The 16,564-nt window shown below is 35.6% G+C and carries 14 protein-coding genes; 2 read left to right on the top strand and 12 right to left on the bottom strand.

All coding sequences use genetic code 11. From position 1 onward, the window contains the following. Nucleotides 1–7 precede the first annotated feature (7 nt). Nucleotides 8–523, bottom strand: coding sequence for a shikimate kinase (locus tag MG290_RS13270; protein WP_264561715.1), 516 nt, complete (start codon nucleotides 521–523; stop codon nucleotides 8–10). A gap of 135 nt (nucleotides 524–658) precedes the next feature. Between MG290_RS13270 and MG290_RS13275 the strand changes: the two genes are divergently transcribed. Next, a complete protein-coding gene (locus MG290_RS13275; protein ID WP_264561716.1) occupies nucleotides 659–2,197 on the top strand; it encodes a YifB family Mg chelatase-like AAA ATPase in 1,539 nt (512 codons plus the stop codon). Here MG290_RS13275 and MG290_RS13280 read toward each other — a convergent pair. The 6 genes from MG290_RS13280 to MG290_RS13305 all read right to left on the bottom strand — a co-directional run bounded on the left by MG290_RS13280 (nucleotide 2,187) and on the right by MG290_RS13305 (nucleotide 8,240). Then, the gene (locus MG290_RS13280; RefSeq protein WP_264561717.1) at nucleotides 2,187–2,903 is read right to left on the bottom strand and encodes a hypothetical protein; all 717 of its coding nucleotides are present in this window, start codon (nucleotides 2,901–2,903) and stop codon (nucleotides 2,187–2,189) included. The genes MG290_RS13275 and MG290_RS13280 overlap by 11 nt on opposite strands. A 54-nt stretch (nucleotides 2,904–2,957) precedes the next feature. Further along, nucleotides 2,958–3,827: a KPN_02809 family neutral zinc metallopeptidase gene (gene ypfJ / locus MG290_RS13285; protein WP_264561718.1), complete on the bottom strand. Its 870-nt coding sequence runs from the start codon at nucleotides 3,825–3,827 to the stop codon at nucleotides 2,958–2,960. A gap of 33 nt (nucleotides 3,828–3,860) precedes the next feature. Beyond that, the gene (locus MG290_RS13290) at nucleotides 3,861–4,556 is read right to left on the bottom strand and encodes an RluA family pseudouridine synthase (RefSeq protein WP_264561719.1); all 696 of its coding nucleotides are present in this window, start codon (nucleotides 4,554–4,556) and stop codon (nucleotides 3,861–3,863) included. Between the two features lie 144 nt (nucleotides 4,557–4,700). After that, nucleotides 4,701–5,519, bottom strand: a complete 819-nt coding sequence (panB, locus tag MG290_RS13295; RefSeq protein WP_257499558.1) for a 3-methyl-2-oxobutanoate hydroxymethyltransferase — start codon at nucleotides 5,517–5,519, stop codon at nucleotides 4,701–4,703. 116 nt (nucleotides 5,520–5,635) lie between these two features. Further along, nucleotides 5,636–6,811 carry an SH3 domain-containing protein gene (locus tag MG290_RS13300; RefSeq protein ID WP_264561720.1) on the bottom strand — a complete coding sequence of 392 codons (1,176 nt, stop codon included), beginning with the start codon at nucleotides 6,809–6,811 and terminating at the stop codon, nucleotides 5,636–5,638. A gap of 7 nt (nucleotides 6,812–6,818) precedes the next feature. Then, on the bottom strand, nucleotides 6,819–8,240 hold the full coding sequence (locus MG290_RS13305) for an L-serine ammonia-lyase (RefSeq protein WP_264561721.1): 1,422 nt from the start codon (nucleotides 8,238–8,240) through the stop codon (nucleotides 6,819–6,821). A 266-nt stretch (nucleotides 8,241–8,506) separates the two neighbouring features. Here MG290_RS13305 and dnaK point away from each other — a divergent pair, with 266 nt between their 5' ends. Then, complete coding sequence (gene dnaK, locus MG290_RS13310) at nucleotides 8,507–10,399, top strand: molecular chaperone DnaK (protein WP_264561722.1); 1,893 nt, start codon at nucleotides 8,507–8,509, stop codon at nucleotides 10,397–10,399. Nucleotides 10,400–10,928: 529 nt separating this feature from the next. Here dnaK and MG290_RS13315 read toward each other — a convergent pair. Genes MG290_RS13315 through MG290_RS13335 form a run of 5 tightly spaced genes read right to left on the bottom strand, consistent with a single transcriptional unit; the run spans nucleotide 10,929 to nucleotide 16,100 of the window. Further along, complete coding sequence (locus tag MG290_RS13315) at nucleotides 10,929–11,339, bottom strand: very short patch repair endonuclease (RefSeq protein WP_264561723.1); 411 nt, start codon at nucleotides 11,337–11,339, stop codon at nucleotides 10,929–10,931. Between the two features lie 8 nt (nucleotides 11,340–11,347). Next, nucleotides 11,348–12,433, bottom strand: a complete 1,086-nt coding sequence (locus tag MG290_RS13320; protein ID WP_264561724.1) for a hypothetical protein — start codon at nucleotides 12,431–12,433, stop codon at nucleotides 11,348–11,350. 3 nt (nucleotides 12,434–12,436) lie between these two features. Continuing rightward, nucleotides 12,437–14,671, bottom strand: a complete 2,235-nt coding sequence (locus tag MG290_RS13325; protein WP_264561725.1) for a sensor histidine kinase — start codon at nucleotides 14,669–14,671, stop codon at nucleotides 12,437–12,439. After that, nucleotides 14,668–15,882 (bottom strand): DNA cytosine methyltransferase, encoded by a 1,215-nt coding sequence (locus tag MG290_RS13330; protein ID WP_264561726.1) that lies wholly within the window; start codon nucleotides 15,880–15,882, stop codon nucleotides 14,668–14,670. The genes MG290_RS13325 and MG290_RS13330 overlap by 4 nt, the downstream gene beginning before the upstream one ends. 2 nt (nucleotides 15,883–15,884) lie before the next feature. Next, a complete protein-coding gene (locus MG290_RS13335) occupies nucleotides 15,885–16,100 on the bottom strand; it encodes a helix-turn-helix domain-containing protein (protein WP_264561727.1) in 216 nt (71 codons plus the stop codon). Nucleotides 16,101–16,564: the final 464 nt, after the last annotated feature.

Consider the following 16,564-nt stretch of genomic DNA (forward strand, 5'->3'; position numbering starts at 1 on the left):
TAAACAATTAATCATTTTTTTTAATGATTGATAAAATTTCATGGCAAATCGCTGTAATATCTTTGTTGTTGGTGGGTAAAATATGTTTTGAAAAATTATAAAAATAATTTCGTTCAAATAAATGCTGTGCAATGTATGTTGTCAAGTCATCGATATTTTGCAATAGAGGGCGATTGCTATTTTTTAACCTTTCAACTAAAGTAGAAACATTGGTCTTTAAATAGAATGATTGCACCCTATCATCTTGTAGTTTTAAATGGTTATTCGCATAGCAAGGAGTGCCACCGCCCAAGCTTAAAACGAATTGTTCATTGGTATTTAAAAGTTCATTAAACCAAAATTGTTCCGCTTTTCTAAAATAAACCTCTCCTTTTTGTTTAAATATTTCGTTAATGGTTAATTGCTCTTTGTCTTCAATAAAATGGTCTAGATCAATAAAAGGAATAGCAAGCTCCACGCCCAACTTTTTCCCTACGGTTGTTTTACCACTTCCCATATATCCCACCAAAATAATTTTTTTCATGTTTTGCTTTGTTTGTCAAACAAAAATACAACTAAAAAGCTTTTTGAATATTTCATACATAAATTATATCTAAAACAATCACTCTTTTTTAAATTAAAAGTACTATATTAGAATTTAGAAAATAACAAATTGTATATGTTGGTAAAAGTTTTTGGAAGCGCTGTTTTTGGTATAAACGCTACCACAATAACCATTGAAGTAAATATAGACAAAGGCATTGGCTATCATTTAGTGGGGTTGCCCGATAATGCAGTAAAAGAGTCAAGCTACCGAATTGCTGCTGCTTTGGCAAATATTGGATACAATTTACCCGGAAAAAAAATCACTATAAACATGGCGCCTGCCGATTTGCGCAAAGAAGGCTCGGCTTATGATTTGCCTTTAGCGATTGGAATTTTAGCCGCTTCAGGTCAATTAAAGAAAACCGATTTTAGCAATGTAATGATTATGGGTGAATTATCGTTAGATGGTTCTGTGCAACCCATCAAAGGTGCGCTGCCAATAACCATTCAAGCAAAGGCCGATGGTTATACTGAGATTTTTCTTCCAAAAGAAAATATTCAAGAAGCAGCTATCGTTGAAGGAATCAATGTGTATGCAGTGCCAAATATTTCTGATTTAATCGATCATTTTGAAGATAAAACGCCTTTGAAGATTACCCAGATTGAACAAGAAGATTTATTTGATGTTGCCAACGATTTTTCGTTGCTTGATTTTGCCGAAGTAAAAGGGCAGGAAAACATTAAGCGTGCACTAGAAATTGCTGCTGCCGGTGGTCATAATATTTTGCTGATCGGTCCGCCCGGATCTGGTAAAACCATGTTAGCTAAGCGATTGCCAAGTATTTTACCACCAATGACGATGGACGAAGCTTTAGAAACCACAAAAATTCATAGTGTGGTGGGCAAGGCACAAAACGTTGGTTTGATCAAAAAGCGACCTTTTAGGGCACCGCATCATACGGCATCGAGCGTATCGCTGGTGGGTGGTGGCAGTTATCCGCAACCTGGTGAAATTTCATTGGCACACAACGGCGTATTGTTTTTAGATGAATTGCCCGAATTTAAACGCGAAGTGTTAGAGGTTATGCGGCAACCGTTAGAAGATCGCGAAGTAACCATTTCGCGGGCAAAGTTTACCGTTTCCTATCCATCTTCTTTTATGTTGGTTGCAAGTATGAACCCAAGTCCCAGCGGATATTTTATGAATGATAAAGGGTTAAGTTCATCATCGGCACAGGAAATGAATCGGTATTTAAACAAAATTTCAGGACCTTTATTGGATCGAATTGATCTTCATATCGAAGTAAACCCTGTTCCTTTTGAAAAATTATCTGAAAAATCAAGCGCAGAGAAAAGTGCGTCGATTCGAGATAGGGTGGTGCAAGCCCGAAGCATACAATCGGAACGTTTTAAAGAATATGCGGGTATTCATTACAATGCCCAAATGCCCACAAAGTTAATAGCTGTTTTTTGCGATTTAGATGCCACTTCATTGCAATTGCTGCAAACTGCTATGGATAAACTTAATTTATCAGCCCGTGCATACGACCGAATTTTGAAAGTTGCTCGAACCATAGCCGATTTAGAAAGGTGCGATAAAATTCTGCCGGCGCATATTGCCGAAGCCATTCAATACCGCAGTTTAGACCGTGATTTATGGACTAATCAGTAAGTTGGTCGCTAATATGTTGGTACAAACAATACGCCACTATATAATTTAATGGTAGGGTTAAAATAATTCCTATTCCAAAAAAAAGAATACCTATTAATGATAAAAAATACGTAATCATAATAAATAAAAACAAAAAACCCGGTTTTTGATTGATGATAGCAATGCTTAAAGAAATACTTTTACCAACACCGAGACCATGCACATAAATAGCAACAACCGAAAAATAAGTTAACAGCTGCACCAAAACACTTATTCCAAGTGCTACCAAACCAAAACCTGCTTGTTCTAAGAAATAAGAAAGGGCAGTGGTGCTTACTTGTACTGCTATAATAACGTTTAATGCTTTTAAACCGCTGGTGCTGAAAACAGATTGGTAAGCGGTTCCCAAGCCCACATAAGGCTGGGTTGCTGATTGATGAATCATTCCGTAAACGCCGCTTAGAAGGTAATGTGCAATGATGCCCACAATTCCGTTTAAAAGCAGCAGTTCTATAGATTTACTGGCAAGTATTTCTTCTACAAATGCAGTGTTTTCTAATTTAGAGATGTCTTGCGGAAAATCGAACAAAAATAATATTCCAATAAAATATACAAAAAATAGAATGATAAAGGTAAGCAATATATAAAGTCCGGAGGTTACAGCTACTTTTTTCGCAACCGCAATGATTTGTTCGGATAGTTTTAATTGATCGATTTCGTAGTTCATAATAAAAAAAATGCTTCGCAAAAGTACGAAGCATTTTTTGAATTGTTTACTGTTTTAATAGCGAATACTATTATATATTGTTTGAATATCGCCTTGGCTGATATCTCCGGTGGTATATCCTTTCATAAACCAAGCTTTTCGTTCGGCTGATGTTCCGTGTGTAAACGTTTCCGGCTGCACATGACCCTGCATTTTACTTTGAATGGCATCGTCGCCTACTGCTTGTGCGGCGCTGATTGCTTCTTCAATGTCGCCTGCTTCTAGCTTGTCTTTATTGCGGCTTGCCCAAATTCCGGCGTAAAAATCAGCTTGTAATTCTTGTGCTACCGAAAATTTATTGGCTGCAGCTTTGCTTTGTCCTTGCTGAGCTTGGCGCACTTTTTGGCTGGTTCCCACAATGGTTTGTATGTGGTGTCCCACTTCGTGTGCAATAACATAAGCAATTGCAAAATCGCCGCCTTTGGCACCAAAACGAGTACGTAATTCTTCAAAAAAACGTAAATCCATATACACTTTTTGATCGGCAGGACAGTAAAAAGGTCCTGATGCTGATGTAGCCGAACCACACGCAGTATTCACACCGTCATCAAACAAAACCATTCCAGGTCTTTGATAAGTTTGACCATTTTCTTGAAAAATCTGACGCCATGTTTCATTGTTATAATCAAAATTGGCTTTAGAAAACTCGCCTAATTCTTTTTCTTCTGCAGAAAGCTCTCTCGTTTGTACTTGTTCGGTTTGCTGTGTTGCGCCTTGGGTTTGATTTAAAATAGTACCAATCACTTGACCAGTTTCACCACCAAACATGGTAAGCAACAATGCTACAATACCAATGATTCCACCACCTACAACTGCTTTTCCACCGCCCGACATTCCTCTGCGGTCTTCAAAACCTTCTACATTTCCTTTTTTCTCCCATTTCATATCTTAATAGATTCTAAATTTTTATCTAAATTACTATTTTTCTACGTTTTTCCAAATAATATCATCTGGAACGGGGGCAATAATTTTTAATTCTTCTTTGCTTACCGGATGTGTCAATACTAATTGGCGTGCGTGCAAATGAATACCACCGTTCGGATTGCTTCTATCAAAACCATATTTTAAATCGCCTTTAATTGGACAACCAATAGCGCTCAATTGACAGCGAATTTGATGATGACGACCTGTGTGCAGATTAATTTCTAAAGCAAAATAAGCATTTAATTTTTGAATGATTTTGTAATCTAAAATTGCTTTTTTGCTGTCTTTTACTTCTTTGGTGTGTGCTTTAGAGGTGTTGTTTTTTGGGTTTCTAGTTAAATAGTGAATCAACGTGTCACTGTCTTTTGGCGGTTGCTTTTTAACCACAGCCCAATAGGTTTTCTGGGTTTCACGGTTTTTAAACAAATCGTTCAATCGGGTTAAAGCTTTAGATGTTTTTGCAAACAAAACAATGCCTGTTGTGGGGCGATCTAACCTGTGAACCACGCCCAAATAAACAGCTCCGGGTTTGTTGTATTTTTCTTTTAAATATTCTTTAACTACATCGCTCAATGGTTTATCGCCGGTTGTATCGCCTTGAACAATATCGCCCGCACGCTTATTCACCACAATGATATGGTTGTCTTCGTATAAAACCTGTAAGTTGTCTTTGTTTGAATAGATTTTCATTCGAGTAGCACGTAGGTTATTTCTAGAGATGCACAGATGATATGTTGATTTTCATTTGATTAGATACAAAGTTTTTTGCAGGTTAATCCTTGAAAGTTATCTTTAAATTGAAGAAAATAACTGATGCATCTGTGGTTTAATTTGTTAATATTGCTCCGATGAATTTGGGAAATCTTTCGATTTTACATCATCAACATATTGTCCGATGGCTTTTGTCATGTCTTCATACAAATTCATGTAGCGTCTTAAAAATTTAGGACTGAATTCATGTGTCATACCAATCATATCATGCACCACTAAAACCTGACCGTCAACACCACTTCCTGCGCCAATTCCGATAATAGGAATCGAAACTTCTTGGGCAACTTTCTCTGCCAATGCTGCCGGAATTTTCTCTAAAACAATTGCAAAACAACCAATTTTTTCGAGCATTTTGGCATCTTCTATCAATTTTTCGGCTTCGGCTTCTTCTTTTGCTCGAACGGTATATGTTCCAAATTTGTAAATAGACTGAGGCGTTAAACCCAAATGTCCCATAACCGGAACACCAGCGCCTAAAATCTTTTTAATGCCTTCTTTAATTTCTTTACCACCTTCTAATTTCAAAGCATGCGCACCGCTTTCTTTCATTACCCGAATGGCAGATTCCAAAGCTTTTTTAGAGTCCGACTGGTAGGATCCAAAAGGTAAATCAACCACTACCAACGCACGTTGCACACCGCGAACCACACATGAAGCATGATAAATCATTTGATCCAATGTAATGGGTAAAGTGGTTTCGTGTCCTGCCATAACATTGCTGGCAGAATCGCCTACCAAAATCACGTCAACCCCCGCAGAATCTACAATTTTAGCCATGGTGTAATCGTAAGCGGTAAGCATAGAGATTTTTTCTCCGTTTTTTTTCATATCAAAAAGCGACTTGGTAGTCACTATTTTGTAATCTTTTTTTGCAACAGACATACTGAAATTATTGTTGTTTGTGAGCGGTAAAATTAGATAAAAAGTTTAAGAAAAAGATACTATTCTGAATAAAACAAGCCAAAAGAGCGTGTCTTTTGCTAATGAAGTGTTTTTTATTAGCAATAAGAAGATGCTACAATCTTAAACAATTTTCCGTTTTTAAACTGAAATTCATATACCATATAGTCATCGTTTGAAATGTAATACGATTGATTTTCAGCGTTTATAAAAGAAATCAAGCCGAGAGCGGTTTTTAAAAATTCAACTTCGGTAGTAGTGCTGTCTAAAAAAGTATTTTTAATTTTAAAGCCAATGCCTTGTTGGGCAGTTACTTCTCGCAAATGAAAGGTTTTATTCGTGCGGTGTGCAATGGTTTCACAAATGCCGAAATAAACCAAATATTCATGTTCGGTCAATGTGCAATCATCGTAAGCTTCGGTTTTAGTGGTAAGTTTACCTAATTGTGCTACTAAAAATTCTTTTTGAAAACCATTTTTAGGTTCTAAAAGGTTGTTAATAGTAAAGCCAAACTTTTTTTCTTCGATTAATTGCGATGGAAGTGAAAAAGATGCTCGAGGTCTGTGTTTTAAAGCATCGGCTTGCAGTAAACAAATTTCGGCAACATCTTTTTGATTATTTTTTGATGCAAATTCGGCGTACAAGCGTAAAGCGTCTTCGTTTTCATCGGGATTACTGTTCCAACCGAGTTCTAAAATGCGTTCGGCAAATTTTTTTTGCTCTTCTAAAGTTTCAGCTTTTTTGTATTGATTTTTTAAGTCGGAAAGATCTGGTCGTTTTCCCACATATTTCACTGGAATATATCCCTTTTTGTTATCAATCTGAACCGGAATCCAAGCTTCTGGATTATACGGATAAAAGGAAATAGGAACCACCGTTCCGTTTAAAAGTGTACCTACCACAGGAGCAACACTATTGGGCAACTCGCGAATTTTAAGGCTTGCAACCGTTGTGAACAAATGGGGCGATCCGTAATAACCGTCGTTTCCAATAATAATTGCAGGCGGTTTTTCGTAATCATCTTTCGCGTTTAAATGGTCTTTTACATTGTAGGTATCGGTAATATAAATTGTTTCGGTGTGCGGTGTATAAACCTTATAAACGTATTTGTATTCCAGAAATTCATACGAATCTATTGATGCACCACGCAGAAAAATACCCACAGCTTTTGATTGTTTTTCGTCGTTGTATGCAACAGTGGGAGTTGATATGTATTTTCTTTGTTGCCCATAAACCAAACAATTCATCAGTAAAAAAAATAGTAGCTTTTTCATGGTTTTACTAACAATCTGCCAAATTAACAGCCACAGCTAAACCACCTTCGCTGGTTTCCTTGTATTTGTTATTCATATCTTGCGCGGTTCGCCACATGGTATTCACTACTTTATCTAATGGAACTTTTACGTTTTTAGGATCGGTATCTAATGCTAACTCGGCGGCGTTAATTGCTTTAATAGCACCCATAGTATTTCGTTCAATACACGGAATTTGCACCAAACCACCAATTGGATCGCAGGTTAAACCTAAATGATGTTCCATAGCAATCTCGGCAGCAACGGTTACTTGTTGAGGTGTTCCGCCCATTAATTCGCAAAGTGCAGCCGCCGCCATTGCACTCGATACGCCAATCTCGGCTTGACAACCTCCCATTGCAGCAGAAATAGTGGCTCCTTTTTTAAAGATACTGCCAATTTCACCGGCAACCATTAAAAACTGTTTTATTTCTTTTTCGCCGGCTTTGTGGTTTTCAATGGTTAAATAATACATTAAAACAGCAGGTATTACGCCTGCACTGCCGTTTGTGGGTGCAGTAACCACGCGGCCTAACGATGCATTTACTTCGTTTACCGACAAAGCAAAACAGCTTACCCATTTTAATATTTGACGAAAATATACTTTTGTTTTGCGAATGGTTTGCAGCCATTCTTGCGGATTATTATAAGGTAAATCGCCTTTTAATTTTTGATAAGTATCATACGCTCTTCTACGCACGTTTAATCCGCCTGGAAGTGTTCCTTCAGTATGGCAACCAATATAAATGCACTCTAACATGGTGTTCCAAATTCGCATTAGTTCTCGGTCTATTTCTTCCGGGCTGCGCAACATCAATTCGTTTTCATAAACAATTTCAGAAATTGATTTATTTTCTTTGATACAAAAAGCAAGCAGTTCATCGGCATTATCCACAGCAAACGGAAAATCAATTTTCGATTTCTCATTGGTTGTGTCTGTATTGGCTGTTTCTTTCACCACAAAACCACCACCTATTGAATAAAAAGTAGCTTCATGCTTTTGATCTTCATAAAAAGCAGTAAATGTTAATCCATTGGCGTGAAAGGGCAAAAAGTCTTTATTGAAAACAATTTGTTTCGCTGGATTAAAAGCAATTTTTTGAGTACCACCCAAGTTTAAAAAATGCGTGTTTTTAATAGTATCAATAATTTCTGAAATAGCTTCAACAGGAACATATTCCGGATCGGCACCACTCAATCCTAACATCACGGCCAAATCGGTAGCGTGACCAATACCGGTTAATGACAGCGATCCATATAAATCAACGGTAATTCGTTCTGTTTTATCAAAAATATCTAAATGTTTCAATTCGGCAATAAAGCGTTCCGCAGCTCTCCACGGACCTAGAGTATGCGAACTGGATGGGCCAACGCCAATTTTTAACATATCGAAAACTGAAATATATTCCATATTGAATCTTAACAAATTAATAAAGCGAAGATAAAGAAAAATAAGTGGAAGTTTTCTAAAATTTTGTTAGATATGACATTTCTATAAAACCTATATTTTTGGCATTTTTTGAAGGTTAAAACAATTTTTTTGTGACAGTGTGTCATATAAAAACGCCAATTTCTGACATTTTTTTATGTTTTTTAAGTTAGGCACAACAATTGACTAATTGAAAAGCGTGAATGAATCACAAAAAAATAAAGTACAAAATAAAGAATATAAAAGATATGAGTAAGATTATTGGAATTGACTTAGGAACTACCAACTCTTGTGTTGCTGTAATGGAAGGTAATGAAGCAGTGGTTATTCCAAATGCAGAAGGTAAAAGAACAACACCGTCTGTAATTGCTTTTGTAGAAGGCGGTGAAATTAAAGTGGGGGATCCTGCAAAACGCCAAGCGGTAACAAACCCTACAAAAACCATAGCGTCTATTAAACGTTTTATGGGTGAAAAATTCTCTGAAGTTCAAAAAGAATTAGAGCATACAGCATACAAAGTAGTAAAAGGTGACAACGATACCCCGCGCGTTGATGTGGACGGACGTTTGTACACTCCACAAGAATTATCGGCAATGACGCTTCAAAAAATGAAGAAAACTGCCGAAGATTATTTGGGGCAAACAGTTACACAAGCGGTGATTACCGTTCCTGCATATTTTAACGATGCACAACGCCAAGCTACTAAAGAAGCTGGACAAATTGCTGGGTTAGAAGTAATGCGTATTATCAACGAACCTACTGCTGCAGCGTTGGCGTATGGTTTGGATAAAGGCAGCCAAGACAAAAAGATTGCAGTTTACGATTTAGGTGGTGGTACTTTTGATATCTCGATTTTAGAATTAGGTGACGGTGTTTTTGAAGTATTGTCAACAAACGGAGATACGCATTTAGGTGGTGACGATTTTGACCAAGTAATTATTAACTGGTTAGCAAACGAATTTAATAGTGCAGAAGGTGTTGATTTACGCCAGGATCCAATGGCATTACAGCGTTTAAAAGAAGCTGCTGAAAAAGCAAAGATCGAATTATCGTCTTCAGCTCAAACAGAAATTAACTTACCTTATGTAACTGCTACAGCTACAGGACCAAAACACTTGGTGCAAACATTAACTCGTGCAAAATTTGAGCAATTGGCAGACGAATTGGTGCGCCGTTCAATGGAACCATGTAAAAAAGCATTGAAAGATGCAGGTTTATCAATCTCTGATATCGATGAGGTAATTTTGGTAGGTGGATCAACCCGTATCCCGGTAATTCAAGAACACGTAGAAAAATTCTTCGGTAAAAAACCATCAAAAGGCGTAAATCCTGATGAGGTTGTAGCTTTAGGTGCTGCAATTCAAGGGGGTGTTTTAACCGGTGATGTAAAAGATGTATTGTTGTTAGACGTTACACCTTTATCATTAGGAATTGAAACTATGGGTGGTGTTTTCACGAAATTAATCGAATCGAACACAACCATTCCAACCAAAAAATCGCAAGTGTTTTCAACAGCGGTAGATAACCAACCATCGGTAGAAATCCACGTATTGCAAGGGGAACGCCCAATGGCAAACGATAACAAAACAATTGGTCGTTTCCATTTAGATGGTATTCCACCAGCACAACGCGGTGTGCCACAAATCGAAGTTACTTTTGATATTGATGCCAACGGTATCATTAAAGTATCGGCAACCGACAAAGGAACAGGAAAATCGCATGATATCCGTATCGAAGCTTCTTCAGGCTTAACTCCGGAAGAAATCGAGAAAATGAAGAAAGAAGCAGAAGCAAACGCAGAAGCAGATAAGAAAGCCAAAGAAACTGCCGATAAATTAAACGAAGCAGACGGAATGATTTTCCAAACCGAAAAACAATTGAAAGAGTTTGGGGATAAATTATCAGATGGTAACAAATCGAACATCGAAGGAGCATTGGAAGAATTGAAAAAAGCTTACGAAACGCGTAATGTAGAAACAATTCAACCGGCTTTAGACAAAATCAACGAAGCTTGGAAAGCAGCTTCAGAAGAAATGTACAAAGCACAAGCAGACGCTCAGCAAGGTGGTGCTCAACAAGCTGAGCCAACACAAGACAGTGGCGATGCTACCCAAGACGTAGATTACGAAGAAGTGAAGTAATAGATTTTTTCATAAATGCGAAAAACCTCAGGCTGAAAAGTTTGAGGTTTTTTGTTTAAAATAACATTAAAAAAATTGTAAACTTTCCTTTTTAGAACAAGTTAAAAGTCTTCCACACTCAATCGCTCTCCGATATATTGATATAAGCTGGGATATTTTGATATGAAATAAAACAAAAAACCCACAAATCCTTAGAATTTACAGGTTTATTCCTTCAGTTAGTGCAAGTGTTGTCGGGGTGGCAGGATTTTACTCCCTACCCACAAATATCTTTATGTCAACCTATTATACTTCTTTATAAAGAACTGTTCACTTAATCACTCACATTCGATTTGTGATTGAATGATGCAAATTTAGTGATTTTAGTTGGTTGTTCAATTATGTTTTGGTGGATTTTTTGATTTATATTTATTACATTATATCTTGTCTTTATTAAAAGACATTATATTTAGATTGAAGGGAGATAAATATACGTTTTTTTTTTTAGGAAACCTTAAGTATAGTTACATAATTCATAAGGCAAAATACATTATTTTTTAATTTCATTTATTATTCTGTCAACACATTCCTGAAGATTATTTTTAACTTCCTTACTCCAGAACCTGAATACTTCCCAACCATTATAAGTAAGAAATTCGTTTACTTCTTTATCCCGTTCTATATTTCTTCCTATTTTTTTGTGCCAGAATTCCTGATTGGATTTTATTCTGAATTTCTCTGTTTCCCAATCTTTGCCGTGAAAAAATTCGCTATCGACAAAAACTGCAATTTTGTGTTTTTTGAAGACTAAATCAGGTTTGCCGAAAACTGTTTTGTCATTTTTACGATACCTGTACCCTGAATGCCATAGTGCTTTTGCTAAGCGGATTTCATCCTTAGTTCCTGTCGCTTTGATAGCCCGCATATTTTTTGAGCGCTGTTCAGGTGTATGGACATCCATAAATAAATTTATTTTAATAAAGTATCATATATTTCATCAACATTAAAATCAGGAGAGCCTTGTCTTGAATAATAAAATGAAAATCGGGAGACGATATCTTTTGTGAAACTATTATTTACAGAAGTAAGTCTGGTAAATCGATTAGTAATATCATTTTTATTTACTGATTTTAATAACTGAAAATCAATCAGACCGGCAGAGAGATCTTTATACTCAGGTAAAAAATGATACTTAGGGATATTATTCTTAATCAGGTTTTTTAATTTGCCGGATGCATTATTTCTTTTGTCTTTTCCAAGTTCATTATTATTAATTATCGCCTTTAGTTCTGATATCTGTCCGTTTCTCTTATCTTCTACTTCGACCAATAATACATTTTCAGTTTTTCCCTCATGAGCTAAATCACAGGAAGGAGTTAAAACAATATATCTCTTTTGCGAGTCATTTTCAAGCAATATATCTCCGGTGAATAGTTTCGTTTTTATTGGTGGGGTGATATATATTTCTGCCGGATGGTAATCTTCGAAATCAGATTCTGTTGTCAATTCCAAATATTCCTGAATATGAAGTAAAATATATCTTTCTAAAATTTTTTGCTTCTGCTCTGGTGTTCTTGACTGGTCATTAATCCAGATATCCATTGAAGCAGATAAATGATCCCAGAAAATCTTATTCAGGTATTCATCTATTTTGCCTTTTCTTCCTAAAATATGAGTGATACCTGTATTATAAACTTCAATTATCTCAGAAAGGACATCCTGAAAATTTCCATCTCTTGAACGCTTCTTAAAAAGGAAATTTTCTTCTTTATCAATCTGAGCGATACTTCCGGAAACAATAAATAATGGAAATCTTAGTTTGTCAATGATTTCATCAATTAACTCCAGTCCTTCCAGATCAACCGTATTGGAGGAAAGCCTTAAATCCACTATAGCAGCGTCATATTCAGAACTTAATAGAGCCTTTTTAGCTTCATCAAGACTATTTAAAGGAATAGGGATAATTTCTGTGCCATTCTGTTTATTGAATGATTCAATTACATCAATATAAAGCTGTATTTGTGTTGCTTCATCCTCTACTATCAATAATCTCATAATCTATTGTATTTTTACTTCAATTTTGAAAAAAGCACCATCTTCTGAATAAATAGCTTTCAGGTCGCCATCATTTCTGTCAATTGCTTCTCCTGCAATGGCCAGACCAAGCCCTGTTCCGCCTCCTGTTTTATTACTGAATTCGGGTTCGAAAATGACTTCATTCTCAATCAAATGTTTTTCTATACCAGGACCTGAATCTCGGTATTCAATTATAATCAATTCATCTTCTTCATAAACCTTAAGACTAATCTGTTTTGGCTTATCTGTGTTGGATTGTAACCAGAAAATACTGTTATCAACAAGATTGGTAAGAACGATGTAAAAGTCTTCTTTCCACCCATAAACTGTCTGATTAATATCACAGTCAATTTTTACTTCGATCTGTTGATTTGCTAATTCCAGCTGAAAAACATCTATGACATTATTAATGACATCACGTAAATTGAAATCTTTTTTCCTGTCACGTTTTTTTGCAGATAGCGGATCCAGTTTACCAAAGAGTTTGACAAATATTTCTCCCTGCTCTTCTATAACAGACAATCTATGAATAATTTTATCTAAAAGTTCCTGACTGAAATTTTCTTCCAATTCCTTTGACCAATCATAAATCAGCGGAATCTGGTTTTTAAAATATCCAAGTGGTTTTCTGCCTTCATGTAGAACGACATTAACAATTTTCCCGACAGTAGCCTGTCCCTGATACAAGGCAATAACCTGCTTTAATTCATCTGCAATTTTGTTACTTTTCTCTTCTTTCTCAGAGATAAGTTTATTGATTTTTTCCCTTTTGGATTTCTCGATACCTAAAACATCAAGTTCTTTATCGATCTTCTCCTGAAGATCTTTAAAATTATAGAGTGCCTTTATTTTTTCATTGATGTCTCTGTTACTTCTTCCAAGTCCTACATTTTGTCTGTAAGCAAACCTTCTGTTTTCAAGCTCTTTTAAAACCTGTTTTGCAACTTCACGCAGGCCAAAGTATTCTGCATTTTCCTTTAACCCATCCCTTGCAGACTTTTCAACTAATCCGGATGAATCTTCTGATTGGATATGAATAAACCCGATTACCTGATCGCAACCAACTCTTAATGAAGGATTCTGAACCCTTTCATTATCCAGGTATAGCCAGTCAAACCCTGCATCTCCTAAAGGTCTTATTCTGAATCCATTGCGATAAACTCCAACACCATTAAATGTATCCAGGATAATCCGCGCTTCTCTTCTACCTACATACTCACCCGTCACAGGGTCTTTTAATCCTCTTTCTATTAATCCGTCTATAGAAGCAGGGTCTCTGTCAAATACTCTGAAATCTATCTTTAGTTCTCCACAATAGCTTTGCTTATCTTCGTTACTGTCATGGTTCAGTAATATTTTAAAGTCTTTTAATTCTTCAACAGGAGCCCCTTTAATCCTGTTGTTCTCAAATTTCAGGCTGGCAACACCATCCTCAGAAACAGTTCCTGAAATTCTATAATCAAATAACTCGAACAGAGGATAAGGCTCTATGTCTTCTTTAACATTGGAATATCCTTCGAAAGGAAAATCTCCCAATTCAAGAGTTATTTTAAATTTATCCTTATCTTCCTTTTCTAGTTCTTCATCAACCGGATGAATAAGTTTTTTTAGTTCAGATTTTAGGTTTCTTAACTGTTTGGCATCCCACTCATTTAAATGGTTTTCATCGCCTACAATTATAATTTCAGTTCCACTGGGTCTGTCTGTCCTGAAATTTTCGATCAGAACATCAACATCATTGAGATATTTAGCATCTTCAAAGTGTTTCCAGATAAGGTATAATGTTGTCAAATCTCCTGATTCATCAACAGTCTGTAAAACAAGATCGTCCCCAATCATAGATGCAGAATATCTTCCGATTCCCTTTTTTCCCTGCATTATTCTTTTTTTCGGACTTAGTTTTCTGTGTAATTTATCATCAGTTGAGGGAACCATCCATTTATCTGTAACTGTTTCAAAGGACATTCCGTGTCCTTCGTCTTTTATGATTACTCTAATTCCTTTTATGATTTTTTCTTTATCCTCCTCAATAATCTTTTTTTCAAAAGGTAACAGAGAAACTTTACATAAAGGAGAGTCCGCATCATAAGAATTTTTAACTAACTCAACAATTGCAGCATACTTATCTTTTATAAGATCTCTTCCGATTGTAATAATGTGTCTTCCGGCAGGTCTTATTTTATATAAACCGTCTTTAATTTTTAACTCTTCACTCATAATAATTCTTTCATTTTTTTAGCAATAGCATAAGCCATTAGTGGTGGTACTGCATTACCAATTTGTTTAAATGCTGCTGAGCGAGAACCCTCAAAATAAAAATCATCCGGAAATGACTGTAATCTGGCGGCTTCCCTTACCGAAATAGAGCGACATTGCTCTTCATCCGGATGTATGTAATAATGACCATCTTTTGCAATATGTGCCACCACAGTATGTGAAACCCCTGTACCATTAACTACCTTAAATCTATCAATAAATGAAGATTCATTTTTATGTGTTTTAAGTTCTTCTGGTAAGTCAGGATATTTTAATCTTATCTTTTCATTATTCCATTTTTGAATAGCTGTTTTGTATATTGCCAGATCCCTCTCATTATGACGGCGTGAAATATGCTGTGTTACAAAATCAATTCCGTTTCTTAATTCAAACTTTTCAAGATAATTATTCTTTAACTTCATGTAATTTATATACTGATAACCTTCACCAGGTTTTAATTCTGGTAAGTCCTCAAAAGCTTCATTAACAGTATATTTTTTCTTTACTTTATCAAAATCCGGAAAACCAAAATCCGATTCTTTTTTCCAGCCAACAATAATGATTCTTTTTCTTGCCTGAACCACTCCATAATCTGAAGCATTCAGCATTTCGTAATATACTTCGTACCCTAACTTTCTGAAATACGCTTTTAAATTTTTAAAGTGTTGCCCTTTATTTGCACTTAAAATTCCCGGAACATTTTCAAAAACAAACGCTTTAGGACTAAATTCCTTTAAAAACCTGCCATACTGTATATATAGTCTATTTCTAGGATCATTTTCTATATTTTCCTGAAATCGACCTAAAAGAGAATATGCCTGACAGGGAGGACCTCCAATTATTAAATCAATATTCTGTTTTTGTTCATTAATTTTTCTGAAAATGTCTTTTATAGAATTATCATCTATCTCAACATTTATAACAGAATTCAGAATTTCATCAGGTATATTTTTGTAAAATTCATCCCTGCCTATTTCCTTTTTTATATAACTATAATATACATCTAATTTTTTTTCTGATTTGAGATAATGATATGCAGCTCTTGTTTTTATTGTAAAACAGGCTTCTACATTCATCTCGATGTGAGCAACAGGATTGAATCCGGCTTTAGTGAAGCCCTCGGACATCCCGGATGCCCCCGCAAATAAATCTATGAAATTTATCTTTTCCATATTCAATTTTTCAACTTAAGATGTCCGTATAATTTTGCTAAAATCTCTGATGCAGGTGTATCTAATGCTAAAGAAATCAGATATAATTCTTCTGCTTTTATTTTGCTTTTATCATTTCTACTCAGCTCACTTAACCGAGAGGAACTAATTCCGGTTTTCCTCGCTATCTCAGATTTATTAATTGACTTCTGTTTAAAATATTTGCCTAATTCGGTCATCAAAACTTGATTTAGTTGCCTCAAATGTACTTTATTATTTTTAGATTTTCTAAAAAAATATATCTAAAATCCAGAAATATTTATAGAAAAAAATCTTATTATATTTTTCTATAATGATAAAAGTTCAGTTGTATATGTAATGGCACAATACGTCCCCCTAAAACACTATAATTTTCCCTCTCTCACCCTCCACTCATTAAAGAGTTTTGATTGGAATTGAGAAACAGTGCAAAAAAAACACTTATCCCAACCTATATTTTTGCACCTTTTCTAAGTTTTAGTTAATGAAAGAAATTATCTAAAAAAACAACAAAAACACAGCAAAGATAAGGCGGACAGCCACCGTGCCACCCGACCAAAAGCTTACGGCATAGTGACAAAATAAATACATAGCTTGGTAAAGCTATGTATTTATTTTGTCACCCTTCGGGGCTTATTTCGTTTTCTTCTGGTTTTTCCGCCTG

Source organism: Flavobacterium sp. CBA20B-1 (genome assembly GCF_028473145.1).
Classification (GTDB): domain Bacteria; phylum Bacteroidota; class Bacteroidia; order Flavobacteriales; family Flavobacteriaceae; genus Flavobacterium.